Annotated in this window: 16 protein-coding genes and 8 pseudogenes; 11 read left to right on the top strand and 13 right to left on the bottom strand. The window is 71.2% G+C overall.

Translation table 11 applies throughout. The features are described from left to right. Nucleotides 1-4: 4 nt before the first annotated feature. From ACRDTB_RS22185 to ACRDTB_RS22170, 4 genes are read left to right on the top strand one after another with little or no spacing between them, the layout of a single operon-like run. Nucleotides 5-499 carry a DUF3830 family protein gene (locus ACRDTB_RS22185; RefSeq protein ID WP_431433134.1) on the top strand — a complete coding sequence of 165 codons (495 nt, stop codon included), beginning with the start codon at nucleotides 5-7 and terminating at the stop codon, nucleotides 497-499. Between the two features lie 12 nt (nucleotides 500-511). Further along, nucleotides 512-1,282 carry a maleate cis-trans isomerase family protein gene (locus ACRDTB_RS22180; RefSeq protein WP_431433131.1) on the top strand — a complete coding sequence of 257 codons (771 nt, stop codon included), beginning with the start codon at nucleotides 512-514 and terminating at the stop codon, nucleotides 1,280-1,282. A gap of 21 nt (nucleotides 1,283-1,303) precedes the next feature. Continuing rightward, nucleotides 1,304-2,044 (top strand): maleate cis-trans isomerase family protein, encoded by a 741-nt coding sequence (locus ACRDTB_RS22175; protein ID WP_431433130.1) that lies wholly within the window; start codon nucleotides 1,304-1,306, stop codon nucleotides 2,042-2,044. A 17-nt stretch (nucleotides 2,045-2,061) separates the two neighbouring features. Further along, nucleotides 2,062-2,745: a GntR family transcriptional regulator gene (locus ACRDTB_RS22170; RefSeq protein WP_431433128.1), complete on the top strand. Its 684-nt coding sequence runs from the start codon at nucleotides 2,062-2,064 to the stop codon at nucleotides 2,743-2,745. 38 nt (nucleotides 2,746-2,783) lie between these two features. Here ACRDTB_RS22170 and ACRDTB_RS22165 read toward each other — a convergent pair whose 3' ends face one another. Next, complete coding sequence (locus ACRDTB_RS22165; protein WP_431433127.1) at nucleotides 2,784-3,497, bottom strand: ANTAR domain-containing protein; 714 nt, start codon at nucleotides 3,495-3,497, stop codon at nucleotides 2,784-2,786. A 738-nt stretch (nucleotides 3,498-4,235) separates the two neighbouring features. Here ACRDTB_RS22165 and shbA point away from each other — a divergent pair. Further along, complete coding sequence (shbA, locus tag ACRDTB_RS22160) at nucleotides 4,236-4,844, top strand: RNA polymerase sigma factor ShbA (protein ID WP_431433126.1); 609 nt, start codon at nucleotides 4,236-4,238, stop codon at nucleotides 4,842-4,844. Between the two features lie 71 nt (nucleotides 4,845-4,915). Here the strand turns inward: shbA and ACRDTB_RS22155 are convergent, their stop codons facing one another. From ACRDTB_RS22155 to ACRDTB_RS22140, 4 genes and pseudogenes are all read right to left on the bottom strand, one after another. After that, nucleotides 4,916-5,527: a class I SAM-dependent DNA methyltransferase gene (locus ACRDTB_RS22155; RefSeq protein WP_431433124.1), complete on the bottom strand. Its 612-nt coding sequence runs from the start codon at nucleotides 5,525-5,527 to the stop codon at nucleotides 4,916-4,918. Between the two features lie 51 nt (nucleotides 5,528-5,578). Beyond that, entirely contained in the window at nucleotides 5,579-6,226 is a 648-nt protein-coding gene (kstR, locus tag ACRDTB_RS22150; protein ID WP_431433123.1) for a cholesterol catabolism transcriptional regulator KstR, read from the bottom strand. A gap of 42 nt (nucleotides 6,227-6,268) precedes the next feature. Beyond that, the gene (locus ACRDTB_RS22145; RefSeq protein WP_431433121.1) at nucleotides 6,269-6,772 is read right to left on the bottom strand and encodes an aldehyde dehydrogenase family protein; all 504 of its coding nucleotides are present in this window, start codon (nucleotides 6,770-6,772) and stop codon (nucleotides 6,269-6,271) included. After that, nucleotides 6,765-7,384: pseudogene (locus tag ACRDTB_RS22140) on the bottom strand (SDR family NAD(P)-dependent oxidoreductase); the annotation flags it as partial. The pseudogene ACRDTB_RS22140 and the gene ACRDTB_RS22145, both read right to left, overlap by 8 nt. Nucleotides 7,385-7,452: 68 nt before the next feature. Between ACRDTB_RS22140 and ACRDTB_RS22135 the strand changes: the two are divergent. From ACRDTB_RS22135 to ACRDTB_RS22120, 4 genes and pseudogenes are all read left to right on the top strand, one after another. Further along, nucleotides 7,453-7,560 (top strand): annotated as a pseudogene (locus tag ACRDTB_RS22135) (acyl-CoA dehydrogenase family protein); the annotation flags it as partial. 321 nt (nucleotides 7,561-7,881) lie between these two features. Then, nucleotides 7,882-8,445 carry an acyl-CoA dehydrogenase family protein gene (locus ACRDTB_RS22130; protein WP_431433163.1) on the top strand — a complete coding sequence of 188 codons (564 nt, stop codon included), beginning with the start codon at nucleotides 7,882-7,884 and terminating at the stop codon, nucleotides 8,443-8,445. A gap of 26 nt (nucleotides 8,446-8,471) precedes the next feature. Next, complete coding sequence (locus ACRDTB_RS22125) at nucleotides 8,472-10,115, top strand: long-chain-fatty-acid--CoA ligase (RefSeq protein WP_431433120.1); 1,644 nt, start codon at nucleotides 8,472-8,474, stop codon at nucleotides 10,113-10,115. 4 nt (nucleotides 10,116-10,119) lie between these two features. After that, nucleotides 10,120-10,326, top strand: coding sequence for a DUF5302 domain-containing protein (locus ACRDTB_RS22120; RefSeq protein ID WP_431433118.1), 207 nt, complete (start codon nucleotides 10,120-10,122; stop codon nucleotides 10,324-10,326). A gap of 3 nt (nucleotides 10,327-10,329) precedes the next feature. Here ACRDTB_RS22120 and ACRDTB_RS22115 read toward each other — a convergent pair whose 3' ends face one another. The 3 genes and pseudogenes from ACRDTB_RS22115 to ACRDTB_RS22105 all read right to left on the bottom strand — a co-directional run. Further along, nucleotides 10,330-10,815, bottom strand: a complete 486-nt coding sequence (locus ACRDTB_RS22115) for an NUDIX domain-containing protein (RefSeq protein ID WP_431433161.1) — start codon at nucleotides 10,813-10,815, stop codon at nucleotides 10,330-10,332. 44 nt (nucleotides 10,816-10,859) lie between these two features. Further along, nucleotides 10,860-11,852: pseudogene (locus ACRDTB_RS22110) on the bottom strand (NAD(P)H-dependent flavin oxidoreductase). 165 nt (nucleotides 11,853-12,017) lie between these two features. After that, nucleotides 12,018-12,119, bottom strand: a pseudogene (locus ACRDTB_RS22105) (hypothetical protein); the annotation flags it as partial. A 338-nt stretch (nucleotides 12,120-12,457) separates the two neighbouring features. Between ACRDTB_RS22105 and ACRDTB_RS22100 the strand changes: the two are divergent. Both ACRDTB_RS22100 and ACRDTB_RS22095 read left to right on the top strand, forming a co-directional pair. Further along, nucleotides 12,458-12,765 (top strand): annotated as a pseudogene (locus tag ACRDTB_RS22100) (LLM class flavin-dependent oxidoreductase); the annotation flags it as partial. A gap of 3 nt (nucleotides 12,766-12,768) precedes the next feature. Next, nucleotides 12,769-12,959: pseudogene (locus ACRDTB_RS22095) on the top strand (enoyl-CoA hydratase); the annotation flags it as partial. A gap of 129 nt (nucleotides 12,960-13,088) precedes the next feature. Here the strand turns inward: ACRDTB_RS22095 and ACRDTB_RS22090 are convergent. From ACRDTB_RS22090 to ACRDTB_RS22070, 5 genes and pseudogenes are all read right to left on the bottom strand, one after another. Next, entirely contained in the window at nucleotides 13,089-14,465 is a 1,377-nt protein-coding gene (locus ACRDTB_RS22090; RefSeq protein WP_431433116.1) for a WS/DGAT/MGAT family O-acyltransferase, read from the bottom strand. Nucleotides 14,466-14,594: 129 nt separating this feature from the next. Then, nucleotides 14,595-15,265: pseudogene (locus ACRDTB_RS22085) on the bottom strand (SDR family oxidoreductase). Next, a pseudogene (locus ACRDTB_RS22080) lies at nucleotides 15,262-15,810 on the bottom strand (acyl-CoA dehydrogenase family protein); the annotation flags it as partial. The pseudogenes ACRDTB_RS22080 and ACRDTB_RS22085, both read right to left, overlap by 4 nt. A 326-nt stretch (nucleotides 15,811-16,136) precedes the next feature. Beyond that, nucleotides 16,137-17,636: a protein kinase domain-containing protein gene (locus tag ACRDTB_RS22075; protein ID WP_431433159.1), complete on the bottom strand. Its 1,500-nt coding sequence runs from the start codon at nucleotides 17,634-17,636 to the stop codon at nucleotides 16,137-16,139. Between the two features lie 126 nt (nucleotides 17,637-17,762). Then, nucleotides 17,763-18,074: a hypothetical protein gene (locus ACRDTB_RS22070; RefSeq protein WP_431433114.1), complete on the bottom strand. Its 312-nt coding sequence runs from the start codon at nucleotides 18,072-18,074 to the stop codon at nucleotides 17,763-17,765. Nucleotides 18,075-18,232 lie beyond the last annotated feature (158 nt).

Raw genomic sequence — 18,232 nt, 5'->3', positions numbered from 1 at the left:
GCTGATGCCGAGGTTGATGACGATCACCCTGGAGCGCCGTGGCGTCTCCTGTGTTGCCGAGCTGCTGGACAAGGACGCCCCGCGAACCTGTGACGCCGTGTGGAGCACCCTGCCGCACGCCGGTCCCGTCCATCATGCGAAGTACGCCCGCAACGAGGTGTACACCATGGTCGAGCGGTTCATCGACGAGCCGATCGGGCTCGAGAACCCGACCGTCACGCCCATCCCCGGCGACGTGATCTTCTTCGACTTCCACGGCGGCATGCTCGATCGCGCGTTCAAGGAGGAGAAGGGGCTCGAGGCCCTGCCCGGCGTGATCGATCTGGCGATCTTCTACGGCCGGAACAACATCCTGCTCAACGGCGATGTCGGCTGGGTGCCCGGCAACGTGTACGCGTCGATCGTCGAGGGCCTGCCGGCCATGGCGGAGGCGTGCAACGACGTCTGGCGATCCGGCAGCGTCGGTGAGCGGCTGCTGTACCAACGACTCGGCGACTGATGGGCGGGCGTCATGTCGTATCCCAGAGACAGGGCCATCGAGATCATCGGCCCGGAGCTCCTCACGCAGCGCGGCGTCGGTGTCGTGGCGCCGTTCGACTTCGCGCTGGATCGCGAGCTGTGGCGGTGGGCGCCCGACGACATCTCCTTGTACGTCACCAGGTTGCCGTTCGTGCCGGTGCCGGTGACCGTCGAGATGGCCGCCGAGCTGAGTGACCCCGACCGGGTCCGCCGGGCCACCGCCGACGTGCTCGCACCCGAGCCGCTGGTGGTGACCTACGCGTGTGCCTCGGCCAGCTTCGTCGGTGGCATGGCGGGTGAGCGGGAGCTGACGGCGAGCATGCTCTCGGCCGGCGCACCGGCCGCGACGACGACGTCCGGAGGGCTGATCGCGGCGCTGCGGGTGCTCAGGCTGAACCGCATCGCGGTCGTCACGCCCTACATCGACAGCGTCACGAACCGGTTGGTCACGTTCCTGGGCGAGCATGGCGTGGAGGTCGTGTCGAGCGTCGGTATGGGACTGCTGAGCCACATCTGGAAGGTGGGTTACGCCGAGATCGTCCAGGCCGTGACCGCCGTGGACGTGCCGGAGGCGGACGGGCTGTTCATCAGCTGCACCAACGTGCCGACCTACGACATCATCAGCCCGCTCGAGCGGTTGCTGAACAAGCCGGTGCTGACCGCGAACCAGGTCACCATGTGGTCGGCACTGCGGCAGATCGGTTCGCCGATCATGGCCGCGGGCCAAACCCTGTCCGAGATCACCGAAACGCACGCCGCCTGACCGATAGGATCGTCCACAACCATGAGCCACACCGTCATGAGCCACACCGTCGGTTTCCTGTACCCGGGCCACAGCGCGGAGGACGAGTACCCGACCATGGAGCGGCTGCTCGCGGCGTCGGGCGCGGCCGCCCGCCTGCCGGTCGTGCACACGCTGATGCGCGAGGACGCGCACCGGGTCGACGCGTTGCTCGACATCGGCGGCGACGACGTGCTCGGGGACGGCGCCCGGGCGCTGCGGTCGATGGGCGTGGACGCAGCCGTGTGGGCGTGCACCAGCGGCAGCTTCGTCTTCGGCTGGGACGGCGCGGCGGCCCAGGTGGACGGCGTGCGTGCGGCGGCCGACGTGCCGGCGTCGAGCACGTCCTTCGCCTTCGTCAACGCGGCCCGCCACCTCGGGCTGCGTCGCGTGGCGGTGGCCGCGACCTACCCGCGGGACGTGGCCGACCGGTTCGCCGAGTTCCTCGCGCAGGCGGACATCACGGTGGTCTCGTTGTCCTGCAAGGGAATCGTCACCGCGGCGGAGGTCGGCACGCTCGGCCGGGAGGACGTGCTGGACTTCGTCGCCGCCAACGACCACGCCGACGCCGAGGCCGTGCTGGTGCCGGACACGGCGCTGCACACGGTGGCGTGGCTGGACGATCTCGAGCAGCGACTGGGCAAGCCGGTGCTGACCGCGAACCAGGTGAGTGTCTGGGAGGGGCTGCGGCTGATCGGCGACACCGCACCACGACCCGGGCTGGGTGCCTTGTTCGCAACCTGAATGGAGGACCTGGGGCCGTGAGTGAGCTGGGCGAGCTCGAACCGGTGACGAGGCAGTCGACTGCCGAGCTCATCGCCGACCAGTTACGTTCGGCGATCATGTACGGGGTGTTCGAGCCCGGGTGCCAGCTCGGCGAGGCGGAGCTGGCGGCCCGGTTCGAGGTGAGCCGCGGCCCGCTGCGGGAGGCGATGCAGCGGCTGGTGCAGGAGGGCCTGCTGCGCGGGGAGCGGCACCGGGGCCTGTTCGTCATCGACCTCGACGGACAGGACGTGCGCGACATCTACCTCGCGCGGCTCGCGATCGAGCGGTCGGCGTGCGAGCTGGTCATGCACGGCAACCGCGGCGAGGCGGTGGTCCGGCTGACCGAGTCGCTCGACAACCTGGTGGCCGCGGCCGAGTCCGCCGCCCGCAACGCGATGAGCGACGCGGACCAGGCGTTCCACCTGACGCTGGTCAGCTGCTCGGGAAACTCGCGCCTGGAGCGGATGGCGCAGACGCTGCTCGTGGAGACCCGCATGTGCCTCGCCGCGCTGCAGGAGCACTACCCGCGGCCGCAGGATCTCGTCACCGAGCATCGCGTGCTCGTGGACGCGATCTCCGACGGTGACGAGGAGCAGTTGCTGCGACTGATCGAGGCGCACATGCACGACTCGATCGACCGGCTGACCCCGTCGGCGAAGCAGGTCCCTTCCACGGGTTAACCCGCGAGCCGATTCGTTATGAACCACTCGCCGGACCGCTAGGACGGTGGCACGAGCCGTCCGGTGTCGAAGGTTCCGTCGACGACCGAGGTCGCCAGGTCGGCGATGCGCAGGTTGTTGCTTCGCGCGTAGTGGCGCAGCGCGTCGAACGCGGCGTTCATGCCGAGCCCGAGCCGCTCGCCCGTGACGCCCTTCGCCTGCTCGATGACCACCCGGCTGTTCAGCGCGTGCTGCAGCTGCGCGGTCAGGTCCTCCTGCCGGCGCAGCGCCCTGACCTGCATCAGCCCGATGGTCGCGACGTCGACCAGGGCCTGGGCGATCCGCTCGGTGACCTCGTCCAGCACGCCCGGCACCGTGCGGAGCAGCGTCAGCGCGCCGATCACCTCGGTCCGCACGCGCATCGGCAGGGCGTGGGCGGACGCGAACCCCGCGGTCGTGGCGGCCGTGGTGAACTCCGGCCAGTGCGGCGTGGTCAGGTCCGGGACGACGACCGGCGCGCCGGTCCGGTGGCTGGCCGGGCCGGGGCCGTCCGTGAGCAGTGCCAGCACCCGGGCCCGCTCGCCGGACGCACCCACCGCGTACGGCTCGCCGCCCACACTCGCCAGCGACAACCCGGCCGCGGACACGTCCAGCAGGCGCACGCACCGGTCCGCGAGCAGGTTCAGGAAGTCGTCGAGCTCGACCTTGTCGACGACCGCGTCGGCCAGCTCCACGAAGGTTTCCGCCAGCTCTTCCAGTGCCGTGCTGGTCACCGGATAAGCGTACGACCGGTGCTATCGGTTAGGTGCTGTGATCGTCGGCTTTGGGAGTAATCGCCGACAAACGAAGCCGGCGCGTGACAACTCGCGCGCGCAATTTCCGAACGGCGTCTTGCCTGCGCATACGCGTGCGCCCGGAAGACCGGTAATGATCAACTAACGCCTCGGCGAACGCGGCGCCCCGGCGCGCCGCGCGCTCCGGGAGAACTGTCGATGCCGCGAAATAGAGACCGTACAGTCCGGTTTCGCCCGTCGTCACGGCGTACGACCGCGCGCGGGTGTTCGCGTCGGTCGACGGGTGCATCCGCCGAGGGCCGCCCGCCGACAGGTCGGTCCCAGGCCCCCGGCCGACTCGTCCGGCAGGCGTCTACGAGGGCCCGACCCGACGAGAATCGCAGGTCGGCGAGTATCGCGGCAATCGGATCGGTGGCGATGCCGCCTTGGCGGGTGAGTGGCCCGCACGGCTCGTGCCCACCGGCGAGCCGCACGCCGAACGGATCGTGTTGGTGACGGCGCGTGTCCGCCCAATCCATGATCAATTCTTGCGGGCGCGAGCGATCGATAGTCGATCACGGTTCTACCGTTCGGATGAGCGAGTGGCGGCCGGGCCCGCCTTCGCAGGGTAGTCGGCGGGTGAGAGGCGGCCGAGGTAGTTGAAGATGCACCTGCGCTAGCCCGACAGGGCCTTTTGACTCTGTTGCTGATCAGCGCATCTTTACGAGTATCACTCACATGCAGGTCATCTCGTCTGACGCCACGGAAATCTTCGCGAGACTGAAGAGCGCCGCGTTCCATGAGCTCGTCGTCTCCTCCATGGCGGGCGAGCGTGACGCGATCGCGACCCTCTTCACGTGGATCCGTCCGGCAATCGTTCGTTACTGCCGGTCACGGATCGGGCGCAGCGGTTCCGCGTACTCGTCAGCGGACGACGTCGCGCAGGAGATCTGCGTCGCCGTGCTCGGTGCGCTCGGCCGGTACAACGACCAGCCCGAGTCATTCCTGCCGTTCGTGTACGGCATCGCCGCCCACAAGGTGGCCGACCACTACCGCCGCGCCGGCCGTGACCGGTCCGACCCGTCGGCCGACGTGCCGGACGGCGTCGACGCCAGCGCCAGTCCCGAGCAGCTGATCATGGCCGCAGACCTCCGGGATCGCCTCCACGACCTGCTGAACACGCTGCCCCCACGGCAACGGGAGATCCTGCGGCTGCGCCTCGTCGTGGGCCTGTCCGCCCAGGAGACCGCGAGCACGGTCGGCCTGACGCCGACCGCGGTCCGGGTGACCCAGCACCGCGCACTCGCGAAGCTCCGCGCCGCGCTCTCGCGGGCCGAGTGGGTCTAGCCAGCCCAACTCGCAGTGACCAACCGCGTCGGATCACTGGCGCGGCGCTGGACACACCGGGACTCGCCGAATCACTCGGCCTTCGCCCGAAGGTAGATCTGCACCTCGATGCGGTTCGGCTCGGCCTCGGCGGCCACCTCCCGCAGCTCCACGGTCTCGAAGTCCGCGTCCGAGAGCACCTTCCGCAGATCGTCCGGCGGGTACGCGCACACCTCGGTCGGCACGCCGAGGAAACTGATCGGGAACCGGTCGAAGTCGCCTAGCACCATGGCGATCAGCAGCAGCCGCGGGCCGCGCAACTGCTCGCGCAGCTGGCGCAACAGCGGCGGGATGTCCGACCTGGTCAGCATGAGCAGCGAGAAGAACGCGACCGCCGCGTCGAACTCGCCCAGGTCGCTCAGCTCGCGCAGGTCGCGCTGCAGGTAGGTGCCGCCCGGTGCCTGCGCCTCGGCCAGCTCCAGCATCACCGCGGACTCGTCGGTGCCCACGACCTCGATGCCGGCGTCGAGGAGCTGCTTCGCGGTCGGTAGCCCGCTGCCACAGCCCAGGTCGAGCACCCGCGCCGGCCGGCCGAGCTGCTCGATCAACCAGGCGCCCTCCGCGAGCTGCGCGTCGCGCTCGACGAAGGACTCGTCGTACCGTCGGCCGATCTGGTCGAAGGCCGCACTCTGTTCGCTAACCACGGGGTCAGCATGCCGTGCCGGCGAATCACCGTCCACCGCCGTCCGGGTGCGCTACCCGTCGGTGCGGCGGTCCCGGACGAGCAGCCGGACGGTCAGCTCGAGCCGGTCCGCCACGTCGCCGGCCGAGGCGCGGCGGGTGACCCAGGCGACCAGATTGGACAGCCACACGTCGCCGATCACCCGGGCGATCGCACGGTCCTCGGCGGTCGACTCGCCGGTCCCGACGCCGCCGTGGAGCGCGGGCGTGAACATCCGCTCGATCAGCTTGGCGACCGTGTCCACCTCGGACGACGCGGACGCGTCCGCGAACATGAACGCTCGGGTCATCGCCTCGGTCAGGTTCGGGTCGCGCTGCATCGCGCGGGTGATCCGCCTCAGCACGAACAGCAGCCGGTCATAGGCGGTGTCGCCGGGGATCGTCGACCGCTCGGCGCGTTCCTGACCCCGCTCCAGCTCGCGCGCGAGGCCGGACACCAGTAGGTGGATCTTGGACGGGAAGTAGCGGTACAGCGTGCCGAGCGCGACGTCCGCCTTCTCCGCGACGGCACGCATCTGCACCGCCTCGAACCCGCCCTTGGCGGCCAGCGCGATCGTGGCGTCCAGGATCCGCTTGCGTCGGTCGCGTTGTGCCGCCGAGCCGAGCTCGTCGTCGGTGAGCGTGTTCAGCGCGTTCGCCCTCGAGGTGCGCGGTCGTGCCATCCGTAGGTCCCCTGGTCGAAACGTGTTCCAGGCTGCTGATCGCTAGCCTACTACCGGCTCAGGCGATGAGTTGCCGGGTGAAACTGAAACACGTTCTATACTGTCTCGCGTGTCCATCGCGATCACCCGGGTGCAACGCGCCATCCAGGACTCGGTCCGCGACGTGTCCAAGTGAACGGGCGGCCTCGACCCGGTGGCGTAGATGTTGGCGGAGAACGACAGCGGCACGCCGTTGTCCAGAGCCTGGAGGCCGCGCAGCTCCGCGGCGTGTTCGCGGAGCAGGTTCGCGTACCGGTGCATGAGCCGGATCCTCGTGGTGGCCCGGGTGCCCGGCCAGCCGCCCTCGTCGAACGCCCGCCGCGCCGCCCGGCCAGCGGCGTCCACATCGGACACCGTGGCGACCGGGAACCTGCCGATCTCCTCGCCGGTCGCCGCGTTCCGGTGAGTCCACACGACACCGTCGGCGGCCGCGCGCCACGCACCGTCGACGAGCAGCCGCCCGTCGGTCAGCCCGACCTCGTTCCGATGCGCGAGCGGGCTAAGCATCACAGAGATCCTCATTGCGGGACATCACGTATCCGCCGGCCACGGTGTCCAGCTCCTCGAGTGTCCATGCGGGACGGTCGAACCGCTGCTCGACCGCGGGTGGCCACCATCCCGGAGTAGACGACGAAAACCCGGCCGCTGTCGGCGGCCGGCGGGCCAGGTAGGTGACCAGCGTGGCGACGTGCTCGGGTGGCAGCGGGTCCGTCCCTTCGGGAGGGTCACCGAACACGTCCGCGGTCATCGCGGTGCGGGTGCGCGGGCAGATCACGTTGGCCCGCACGCCATAGCGGGCGAGGCCGCGAGCGGTGGCGAGCGTAAGCGCCACGATGCCCGCCTTCGCGGCGGCGTAGTTCGGCTGCCCCGCCGGGCCGAGCAGGAACGCCTCCGACGACGTGTTCACCACGCGCCCGTACGTCGTCCCACCGTCCGCCTTGGCCCGGGCGCGCCAGTACGCGGCAGGGTTGCGGGACAACAGGAAGTGGCCGCGCGCAGGTGCGCCCGCGGCACGGTGTCCCACTCCTCGTCGGACATGGTGAACAGCATCCGGTCGCGCAGCACACCGGCGTTGTTCACGACCACGTCCAGCCCGCCGAACCGCTCGGTGGTCGACGACTCGCCGAGGTGGCGGCCACCGGGGACCGGTCGACCGTCTACTATGGACTGAGCTGGCCAAGGCCGGGTTGCTGTCCGCCGCGCTGCCCGTGTCCGTCGGCGGCGGCGGGCTGGGGCTGCTCGCCCGGTGCGCCGTGCTCGTAGAGATCGGTCGGACCGTCGCGCCGGTGCCGTACCTGCCGACCATCGCGGCCGCCGCGGCGGCGATCGCCGAGTTCGGCACGCCGGAGCAGTGCGCGGGCGTGGGCCGGGCCGGCGGCCGCGGGCGAGGTGGTGCTGACCGCCGCGCTCGCGGAGGAGGTCGGCGACGATCCCACCGCTCCGGCTACTTGCCGCCCGTGACGATGCACGTGCATCTGCCCGTGAAGCGGGCCGGTGGCGGTTGCGCGGGACCAAGGTCTCGGTGCCCAGTGGACCGGTCGCGGACCTGTTCCCGGTCCCCGCGGACACCGCCGACGGGTCGACTGTGTTCCTTGTCACTCCACAGGATTCCGGGGGTGTCGGTTCGCCGGCAGGAGATCGTCGACGGCGACGCCGCGGCGGTGCTCGAGTTGGCCGACGTCGTGCTCGGGGCCGACCGGATTCTGGGGTCGGCGGGTGGTGGCACCCGGATAGTCGAGTGGCTCGCCGCGCGCGAGACCGTCGGGCTGTGCGCCCTTCAGCTGGGCGTGACCAGGCAGGCGCCGCAGCTGACGGCCGCGTATGCAAGTGGCAGAGTGCAATTCGACTGTCCTAACGCAACATTTCAGGCAGGGGGACAGCGGCTGGCCGATTGTTACGTCGATGTCGAGGCGATTCGCCGGACCTTGTGGCAGGCGGCATGGCGGCTTTCTGAAAATTTGGCTTCCCACATGGAGATCGCCACCGCGAAATACTGGGCCGCGGAGGGCGGACACCGCTTAGCGCATGCCGCTGTGCACGTCCACGGCGGGTTGGGTATTGACGTGGCCTACCCACTGCATCGATATTTTGTGGCCGCGAAACGTAATGAGTTCAGCTTCGGTGGTGCTACCACGCAACTGCGGCGCATCGGTGCCGCATTGGCCGCCGAGCCGGCGTGAGATCCGCATGAGGTACGGAGGTTCGTATGACCGCGCCAGGGGAGGCGCTCCCCACAGTCACAGAGCTGTTGCTGGCGCGGGCTGACGACTCCAACCCGGGGCTGGTGTACGAGGACTCCCGGTGGACCTGGGCCGAGCACGTTCAGGAGTCCGCCGATCGCGCCGCGTTGCTGAGGTCCCTGCGCCGCCCCGGCCCGTTTCACGTCGGCGTGCTGCTCGACAACGTGCCGGAGTTCTCGTTCCTGCTCGGCGGGGCCGCGCTCGCCGGTGCGGTGCTGGTCGGGTTGAACACCAGCCGTCGCGGGGCGGCACTCGTCCGTGACATCCGGCTCGCCGACTGCCAGGTGGTGCTGACCGACAGCCGGTACGTGGAGTTGTTGCAGGGCTTGGACATCGGCGCGCGCGTGCTGGACGTCGACTCGGCGGCCTGGCACGTGACCGCGTTCCGCCACCAGCACAGCAAGCTCGAGCCGGCCGACGTGACGTCGCACGACCTGCTCATGCTGATGTACACGTCCGGCAGGAGCGGCGAGCCCAAGGCGGTGCGCTGCACGCACGCCAAGGTCGCCCAGCCCGGCCTGATGCTCGCCGAGCGCTTCGGGCTCGAACCGTCCGACACCGCGTACGTGGCGATGCCGATGTTCCACTCGAACGCGATCATGGCCGGCTGGTCGGTCGGCCTCGCCGCGGGTGCGCGCCTGGCGCTGCGCGCGCGGTTCTCGGCGGCCGGGTTCCTCGACGACGTCAGGAAGTTCGACGCGACCTACGCCTGCTATGTCGGAAAGCCGCTGTCCTACATCCTCAGCACCACGCCGCACGAGGACGACGCGGACAACCCGTTGCGCATCATGTTCGGCGACGAGGGCGCGGCGCCGGACGTGGCCGCGTTCGCCGAGCGGTTCGGCTGCGAGGTCGTCGACGCGTACGGCTCGACCGAGGGCGGCATCGCCCTGACGTACCCGTCCGAGCTGCCCGCGGAGTCGATCGGGCAGGCCGGCGGCGACGTGGCCGTGCTGGACCCCGACACCGGGCAGCCGTGCCCGCCTGCGCGGTTCGACGAGCAGGGCCGGATGCTCAACGCGGACGAGGCGGTCGGCGAGCTGGTCCGCACCAGCGGCCCGGGCCTGTTCTCCGGCTACTACAAGGCGCCGTCGGCCGACGAGGAGCGCATGCGCGAGGGCATGTTCTGGAGCGGTGACCTGGTCTACCGCGACGAGCAGGACTTCTGCTACTTCGTCGGCCGGGCCGGCGAGCGGCTGCGGGTGGACGGGGAGGAGCTGGGCGCCGCACCGATCGAGCGGATCCTGCTGCGCCACCCGGACATCGCCGAGGTCGTCGTGTACGCGGTGCCCGATCCGAAGGCCGGCGACCAGGTGATGGCCGCGGTCGTGCTGCGCGGTGAGGCGTCCTTCGACCCGGACGGGTTCGCCAAGTTCCTCGCCGCCCAGGCCGACCTCGTCCCGAGGCAGGTGCCGCGGTTCGTCCGGCTGACCAGGCGCCTGCCGCGCACCGCGACGTACAAGGTGCTCAAGCGGACGCTCACCGCACAGCGCTGGCGCACGCCCGACCCGGTGTGGTGGCGCGAGGGGGCGGAGCTGCGGTTCGAGCCGCTTACCCCATCCAGCGATCCTATTCGGCTCGACTGGGGCGCCCGGTCCATGCGACGCTGACGGCATGCCCGACGAACCGGATACCGCCGCGACCAGCGACACGGAGACCGAGACCGACCAGGACGATGTGAAAGCGCGATTCCGGGAGGCGCTGGAGCGCAAGCAGGCCAGGACCCGTATGGGCGAAGGGCACGCCGACGCACGGTCGAAGGTCCACGACGCGCACGGCCCCGCCGCGAACAAGCGCACGTTCCGCCGCAAGAGCGGGTGAGGCTCAGCTCTCCCGCATGCTGAGCAGCAGGTACGCGGCGAGGGTCGAGTCGTCGGTGATCACGCCGTCCCGGATCATCCGCTCGACCTCGCCGCGCGGGAACCACTGTGCGCGCATGTCCTGCTCGGTGACCTCCCGCCGCGGCTCGCCGGGCGTGAGGTCCGTCGCCAGGAACACGTGAAAGCCCTGCCCGGTCACACCGTGCGCGCAGTGCAGGTAGCCGAGGCACTGCAGCCGGCCCGCGGTGAACCCCGTCTCCTCCCCGAGCTCGGCCGCGGCCAGCTCCTCGGGCGTGCCCGTCCGGCCCTCGCCGAACGTGCCCTGCGGGAACTGCCAGTAGCGGCCGCCCAGCGGGTAGCGGTACTCCTCGACGAGGTGGAAGCCGTCGTTCTCGAACGGAATCACCAGCGCGAAGTCCGGCTTGTCCACCACCGCGTAGACACCGCGCGACCCGTCGGCGAGCTCGATCTGGTCCTCGCGCAGCGTCATCCACGGGTTCTCGTACACGATCCGCGACGACAGGGTCCTGATACTCACTTCTCCAGTCTGGCCTTGGCCTCCTCGAGTTCCGCGAGCAGCCCCGCCATCAGGTCGGCGACCGGGCGGACGTCGTTCATCCGGCCCACGATCTGGCCGACCGGCGTGGCCACCACGTCCGGGTCGCCGGCCCGCATCATCCGCTGGTGGGCCTCGCCGACCAGCGGGGTTCTGCAGCGGCTCCGGTGCGTCCGAGTCCGCCCACGCCTCGGTCCAGCGGTTGCGCAGCGGGCGGGCCGGCTTGCCGGTGTAGATCCGCGACCGCACGGTGTCGTCCGAGCCGGCCTTCAGCAGCGTGTCCGGACCGGTGCCGAGCCGGTACTCGGCCGTGGTCAGCCAGTACGAGCCCATCCACTCGCCGGCCGCGCCGAGCGCGAGCGCGGCGAGGACCTGCCGGCCGCTGCCGATGCCGCCCGCCGCGAGCACCGGGACACGCTCGCCGACGGCGTCGACGACCTCCGGGATCAGCACCATCGACGCGATCTCGCCGGTGTGCCCGCCGGCCTCGTAGGCCTGTGCCACGACGACGTCCACGCCGTTGTCCGAGTGCCGCACCGCGTGCTCGGCCTTCCCCGCGAGGGCCGCGACCGGCACGCCGGCGGCGTGCGCCCGCTCGATGACGTCCACCGGCGGGGAGCCGAGCGCGTTGGCGATCAGGCCGATCCGGTGCCCGAGCGCGACGTCCACATGGGACCGTGCGACCGAGTGCAGCCAGCCGAGCACGCCCGCGTCGGTCTCCGGATCGCCGGACAGCGGCGGCACGCCGACCTTGAGCAGCGTGGGCTCGACGAAGTCCTTGTGCCCCTTCGGGATCATCGCGGACAGGTCGGTCGCGGTGTGGCGTCGAGCTCGGCCGGGTCGTTGAACCGCACGCAGCCGAGCACCCCGAGCCCGCCCGCGCGCCTGATGGCGGCCGCCACGTGCTCGGACGGGGAGAAGCCGAAGATCGGGTGCTCGACGCCGAACATGTCACCCAACGACGTTCGCATGCGGCCTCCGGCGGAAGCCCGCGGTTGTGCCTCGGTCGCCGCGTGCCAGGCCGGCTCGTGCCGCTCGATGTGCTCCGTCGCCCAGCGGTAGTCCGGTTTCGCGCTCGTCAGCCGGCCGACCTCGGCCACGAACCACATGCTCCGCGGCGCCTTGTAGCCGGCGAGTCGTCGCCGGACGTGCGCGTCGAGTGCGGTGATGTCGACCGCCGCGCCGGGGCGTGCCTGCACCAGCGCGGCCACCCGCTGGCCGAGCCGGTCGTCGGGCACGGCGACCACGAGCGCGTCGAAGACCTTCGGGTGGGACTTGAGCGCCTCCTCGACCTCATCGCCGAACACCTTCTCGCCGCTCGTGTTGACGCACGTGTTTCCCCGGCCCAGCAAGGTGATCGTGCCGTCCTCCTCGAGCCGGGCGAAGTCGCCGGGCACCACATAGCGGTCGCCGTCGACCTCCACGAAGATCGTCGCGCACTTCTCCGGATCCTGGTAGTAGCCGAGCGGAACGTGGCCGCCGCGCGCGATCCGGCCGCGCTCGACGGGCCGGTCGTCCTCGTCGATGACGATCGTGTTCGGCCGGGCCGAGCCCGGTGAACCCGGACTCCGAGGCCGACCCGCTGGTCGCCGCGGCGACGATGGGGGGCGATCACCAGCCGGATCCGCTTCTACACCCAGGTGCTCAAGCTCAACCCGCGCGACCCGGTGCTGCTCGCCCGCCAGGTCGGCACGGTCGCCGTCCTCACCGGCAACCGGTTCGGGCTCGGGGTTCGGGCTGGACTGGTCGCCGGAGGAGACCCGGTGGTGCGGCGGGCGGTTCGACCACCGAGGCGCGCGGGCCGACGAGGCGATCGAGGTGATCCGGCTGATCCTCGGCGGCGGGATGGTGGAGCATCACGGGGCGTACTACGACTTCGACAAGCCGACTCACCTGGCGCGCCTGGTGCCGCAGCATCTGACCTGTACCACCACGGCTCGGTGTACCGCGTGGTTCCGGTGTCCGAACTGGACGGTGTGGCGCTGGCGCTGGCCGGGGAGATCGCGGCGAAGGACACCCGGGTCGTGCGGGCCGCGAAGGCCGCGATCAACGGCATCGACCCGCAGGACGTGCACCGCGGCGCGCTCGCCGCGGGCCAGGTAGTCGGCGCGATCGACGACCTCCCCACCCGCGAGGCCCTGATCACCGGCTTCGTGACCGAGCCACCGAAACCCTCGCCCACCTACCTACCACCTGACCTCGCGGAGCTAGGCGGTGGCCTTTTCCAGGTCTTGGAGGGATTCCTCCAGGAGGGCCAGGAGGCGTTGGAGGTGGGGGACGGTGCGGCGGCAGCCGGTGAGGCCGAACTCCAGGTTGTCCGCGTAGCTCGTCACCGTGATGTTCAGGGCCTGGCCCTCGTACGGGATCGACAGCGGGTACACGCCCTGCATCCGCGCGCCGTTCCAGTACAGCGGCGCGCGGGGCCCCGGCACGTTCGAGATCAGCACGTTGAAGCCCGGCGGCGTGAGCGTCGTGAGGCCCGGGACCGTGCCGATCGCCAGCGGGATCAACGGGATCGCGCTCAGGGCCGTGATCTGCAGGCGGCTCATGCCGTGGTAGACCGCCTTGCCCTTGAGCATCGAGTCGTGAATCGTCGCCAGGCGTACCGCCGCGTCGGCCTCGTCGGTGGCCAGGTTGCACAGGATCAGGCCGATCGCGTTGCCGCCCAGCGAACCCTCCGCGGCGAAGCCACCGGAACGGGCACGCAGCGACATCGGCACCGCGGCCACCAGCGGGCGGTCCGGCAGCGCGCCCAGGTCCAGCAGGTACCGGCGCAGCGCACCCGCGCACATCGCCAGCATCACGTCGTTCATCGTCGCCCCCGCCGCGCCGCCGACGGCCTTGATGCGCTCCAGCGGCCAGCCCTGCGCGGCGAACCGGCGGGCCCCCGTGATCGGCACGTTGAACAGCGACTTCGGGGCCTGGAACGCGAGCGTCGCCGACTGCTCGCGGACTGCCTCGTTCACCACCTTCGCCGCCGCCCCACCCAGGCCGGCGACGTCCTTCACCAGCCGGCCGGCCGCCGTGAACGGGTCGCCGTCCGCGGACCGGCGCGGCTTGTCGAACACGTTCGTCCGCACCCGCGGCGACCACGGTGGCCGCACGCCCAGCTCGGCGGGGTCCTCGGACAGCGAGCTCTGCAGCAGCCGCAGCGCCGACACGCCGTCCAGCAGCGCGTGGTGGATCTTGCTGTACGTGGCGAACCTGTTGCCCTGCAAGCCTTCGATGACCGTGAACTCCCACATCGGACGGTGCCGGTCCAGCAGCGTGCCGTGCAGCCGCGACACCAGCTCCAGCAGCTCACGCACCCGGCCCGGCCGCGGCAGCCCGGAGTGCCGCACGTGGTACTCGATGTCGAGCTGGTCGTCGTTGGCCCAGGCGAACTGGCCGACCGTGCCGACCGGGCCGCGCGGGCGGCGGCGGAACAGCGGTCGCACGTCGGCGAGCCCCAGCAGCTCGCGGTGGAAGTCGCTCACGTAGTCCGGCCCGGCACCGTCGGGCAGCTCGAACAGCTGCAGCCCACCGACGTGCATCGGATGCTCACGCGACTCGGCGAGGAGGAACATCGAGTCCGTGACCGGCATCAGCACAGTGCCGCCTCCCCGGAATTCTATGTGTCGGTTGCGTCCGAGCGAACGGTGCGGTTATCCGGTTGATTGTGGCTGGGTGCCGTCACGGTACCCCTGAGGTTCCGGTGATCGACACCATAGTCGTCACGGGTGCTGGCTGCTGACCGCGATCACCTCGCCGGTGAGGTAGGACGCGTGGTCGCTGCCCAGGAACACCATCACGGTCGCCACCTCCCACGGCTCCGCGGCCCGGCTCGGCGCCACCGCGTTGACCCGGATCCCGTGCGCGGCAACGTCCTTCGCCGCGCAGCGGGTCAGCGCCAGCACGCCCGCCTTCGCCGCCGCGTAGTGCGCCTGCCCGCTGCGCCCGCCAGCCGACCACCGACGCGTTGTTCACCACCGCGCCGCCGCCCCGCTCGACCCGCAGCCGCAGCGCCGCCCGCGTGCAGCGGACGGTCCCGGTCAGCGTCACGTCGAGCACCCGGGTTCCACTCTTCGTCGGTCATCTCCAGCACCGACGCGGTCCCGCCCAGGCCGGCGTTGTTGATCAGCACGTCGAGCCGGCCGAAGTGCGCGGCAGCCCCCGTGATCAAGGCCTGGACCTCGGCCTCGTCGGTGACGTCGCCGAAGTCCGCCGTCAGCCCGGCCGCGGTCGAGGCGAGGCGGCGTTCGTGCTGGTCGCCGACGACCACCCGCGCGCCCTCCTCGAGACAGCGCCGTGCAGCGGCGGAGCCGATGCCGGTACCGGCCGCCGCGGTGACCAAGACGACCTTGCCGGCCAGCAGGTGCCGGCCGGCCGGGTAGGGCGGGATCACGGGCGGGCCTCCCGGGGCACGCCGAGCACGCGCTCGGCGATGATGTCGCGCTGGATCTCGTTGGACCCGCCGTAGATCGTGTCCACCCGGCTGATCAGGTACAACCGCTGCCACTCGGCCAACTCGTCACCCGGTGCCACGAGGCCGGCCGCGCCGAGCACGTCCATCGCCAGCTCGCCGAGCGAGCGGTGCCAAGTGGCCCAGACCAACTTCGTCACCGACGCGCCGGCGGCTTCGCCGATGGTGCGCAGCGCGTGCGCGCATCACCTCCAGGCTCAGCCGCGCCCGGGCGACCAGCGCGTCCAGCTCGCGGCGGAAGCCGACCTGCTGGCCGAGCGTCGCCGCGCCGCGTCGAGCGCGAGCGTCCGCGTCGCCACCGCCCAGCCGCCTCCGGCCTCGCCGACCACGAGGCCGCGGGCCGTGCGAGCGCCGTCGAAGAACACCTCGTTGAACTCCGAGCCGCCGGTCAGTTGCGTGATGGGATGAACCTCGACGCCCGGCTGGTCCATCGGCACCAGCAGGTACGACAACCCCGCGTGACGCTCGCGCTGGCTGGCCGGATCGCGCGGATGCCCCGGTTCGGGCTGGCGCTCACCAAGCGCGCGGTGAACCAGGCGCGGAGACGTCGGCCGACCCACTCGCCGGCATGGACGCCCGGTCGATGCGGGACGCCCGTGGATCTTGACCTGCCGCCCGCCGTGGTGGCTTCCGGGACGAGGTACGGACGCCGCCTACCGTGCGGCGCGCACGACGTTGCGGGTGCACGGCGCGGTCGGCTACCCGCTCGAGTACGACCTGGGACTGTGGCCGACGAAGGTGCGCGCGTCTCGGTCGGCGTGGGGAACCCAGTCGTGGCACCGGGAACGGGTGCTCAGGTCGCTTTCGAGTCGATGACCAGCTTGCCGTCCTCCCGCGTCACCCGCACCTCCCGGTCTTGCTCGGACGAGGAGTCGCCCTTGGTGTAGCTGACGTCGACCGGCACGTTCACCGAGCCGTCCGCGTTCTTCGTGACGCCCTGCGCGTTCTGCGAGCTCACGTCGCTGAACTGGGACCAGTACTGCCGGAACCCGTCCTGGCCGCCGAACTGCGCCTGGGCGTTGCCGGACAGCATCGCGAACCGCTCGGCCGTGTTCTGCACGTCGCCGTAGTAGGCGATCACGAGCTCGCCGGCCTCGCTGAATTCGATCGGCTCGTTCGCCGTGCTCGTGCTCGCGTCGTCGGATGGCGACGGTGTCGTCGTCGAGGACGGCTCCGGCGGCTCGGACCGCTGGGCCGTCGATTGGTCGACGGCGCCGCCCGGCGAGGCGTTGCCGCTGGACTTCCTGTCGTTGTTGAGCATCAGGATCGCGGCCACCACACCGGCCACCACGAGCAGCGCGGTGAACGCGACGATGGCCAGGTTGCGGCGCGAGGGGTCGGTGGTCCGCGGCGGCGGTGCGGCCGCGGTCGGCAGGGTGGTGGCGGGCGCGGCCGGCCGGGTCGGGTGGGGCGCCGGCGCGGGCAGCACGGCGACCGGCCGTGTCGGCTCGGGCATGGCGGCGGCCGGGGTGGGCTTCATCGGCTCGGTCTTCGCGGCGGCGGGGTTGGCGAGCGCGGCGGCCGCGACGACCATGGTCGGCCGGGTCGCCGGGTCGGGCCGCATCAGGTTGGACAGCGTGTCGGCGAGCGGGCCGGCGTTGTGCGGCGGCCGCACGTTGCCGGACGCGACGGCGTGCAGCAGGGCCAGCGGGTTGGAGTTCGTGCCGAAGGGCGGGCGGCCCTCGACGGCGTGGTAGAGCGTCGAGCCGAGGGAGTACACGTCGGACGCGCGGCTCGGGTCCCCGCCGCGGGCGATCTCGGGCGCGAGGTAGGCGGGTGTGCCGGCGATGCCGGTCTGCGTGGTGACCGTGCCTTCGTCGAGTGCCTTGGAGATGCCGAAGTCGGTGATCTTCACGGTGCCGTTGTCGGCGAGCAGGATGTTGCCCGGCTTGACGTCGCGGTGCACGATGCCGACCGCGTGCGCGGCGGCGAGCGCGGACGCGACCTGCTTTCCGATCTCGGCGACCTCCTCGGGTGGGAGCGTGCCGCGCTCGGTGAGCACCGCGGAGAGGCTGCGGGAGGGCAGGAACTCCATCACCAGGCAGGGGTCGCCCTCGTGCTCGGCGACGTCGAACATCGCGATCGCGTTGCGGTGTTGCAGGCGGGCGGCGATCCGCGCCTCGCGCATGGCTCGTCGTCGGGTCTCCTCGGACTGCGCTTCCGATACCGCGTAGCGGACCAGCAGGCGCTTGATTGCGACCGTTCGGCCGAGGCGCTCGTCCTCCGCCTTCCACACCACACCCATCGCGCCGCTGCCGACCTGCTCAAGTAACCGATAACGGCCAGCGACCAGTGCACCCTTCTCGATGACCAGGTCTCCTCGCGTGCGTCGTCTCCAGGTCCCCGACCCGTCGCCCGAGAATATCGAACCAGTACCAAGGCGGGACGCCCCAGGCAACCAAGCAACTGTTCGATTAGATCACGGTATGCGACTCACCGAGGACCAGCTGTCGTTGCGCGACACCGTGCGCCGGCAGCTGACCAGGGCGGCCGACCCGTGGCCGGCGCTGACCGGGATCGGCGCGCCGGCGCTGCTCGTGCCGGCGCGGTCCGGTGGGCTGGGCGCCGGACCGGCCGAGGTGTTCGTCGTGCGGTACGAGCTGGGTCGCACGCTGGCCGCCGCTCCGATGCTGGGCTCGGTGCTTTCCGCGACCGCGCTCGTCTCCGCGGGCGCGGAACCCGCGTCGGTGGTGCGGGTCGCGGGCGGCGAGGTCACCGCGCTGGCGTGCACGGCCGGTCGACCCCGGCGTGCACCGCGCGGCGGACCGGGGATGGCTGGCTCGTGTCGGGCTCGGCCGCGTACGTGCTGGACGGCGACACCGCGAGCCTCCTGCTGGCGCTCGCGCGGACCGACGACGGCCCGGCGCTCTTCGAGGTCGAGCCGGCCGC

It is taken from the genome of Actinophytocola sp. (assembly GCF_050699935.1).
Taxonomy (GTDB): domain Bacteria; phylum Actinomycetota; class Actinomycetes; order Mycobacteriales; family Pseudonocardiaceae; genus Actinophytocola.
The sequence above is the reverse complement of the archived record's forward strand: the minus strand, read 5'-3'. Positions and strand labels throughout refer to the sequence as shown.

Bases quoted from the DNA above. Each gene is read 5' to 3' on its own strand.
- ACRDTB_RS22115 (WP_431433161.1), bottom strand. From the start codon at position 10,815: ATGACGCTGCGCGAGGACCAGATCGAGCTCGCCGACGGGTCGCGCGGT.
- shbA (WP_431433126.1), top strand. From the start codon at position 4,236: ATGCAGGTCATCTCGTCTGACGCCACGGAAATCTTCGCGAGACTGAAG.
- ACRDTB_RS22145 (WP_431433121.1), bottom strand. From the start codon at position 6,772: ATGCTTAGCCCGCTCGCGCATCGGAACGAGGTCGGGCTGACCGACGGG.
- ACRDTB_RS22090 (WP_431433116.1), bottom strand. From the start codon at position 14,465: ATGCCGGTCACGGACTCGATGTTCCTCCTCGCCGAGTCGCGTGAGCAT.
- ACRDTB_RS22180 (WP_431433131.1), top strand. From the start codon at position 512: ATGTCGTATCCCAGAGACAGGGCCATCGAGATCATCGGCCCGGAGCTC.
- ACRDTB_RS22125 (WP_431433120.1), top strand. From the start codon at position 8,472: ATGACCGCGCCAGGGGAGGCGCTCCCCACAGTCACAGAGCTGTTGCTG.
- ACRDTB_RS22175 (WP_431433130.1), top strand. From the start codon at position 1,304: ATGAGCCACACCGTCATGAGCCACACCGTCGGTTTCCTGTACCCGGGC.
- ACRDTB_RS22120 (WP_431433118.1), top strand. From the start codon at position 10,120: ATGCCCGACGAACCGGATACCGCCGCGACCAGCGACACGGAGACCGAG.
- kstR (WP_431433123.1), bottom strand. From the start codon at position 6,226: ATGGCACGACCGCGCACCTCGAGGGCGAACGCGCTGAACACGCTCACC.
- ACRDTB_RS22185 (WP_431433134.1), top strand. From the start codon at position 5: ATGCCGAGGTTGATGACGATCACCCTGGAGCGCCGTGGCGTCTCCTGT.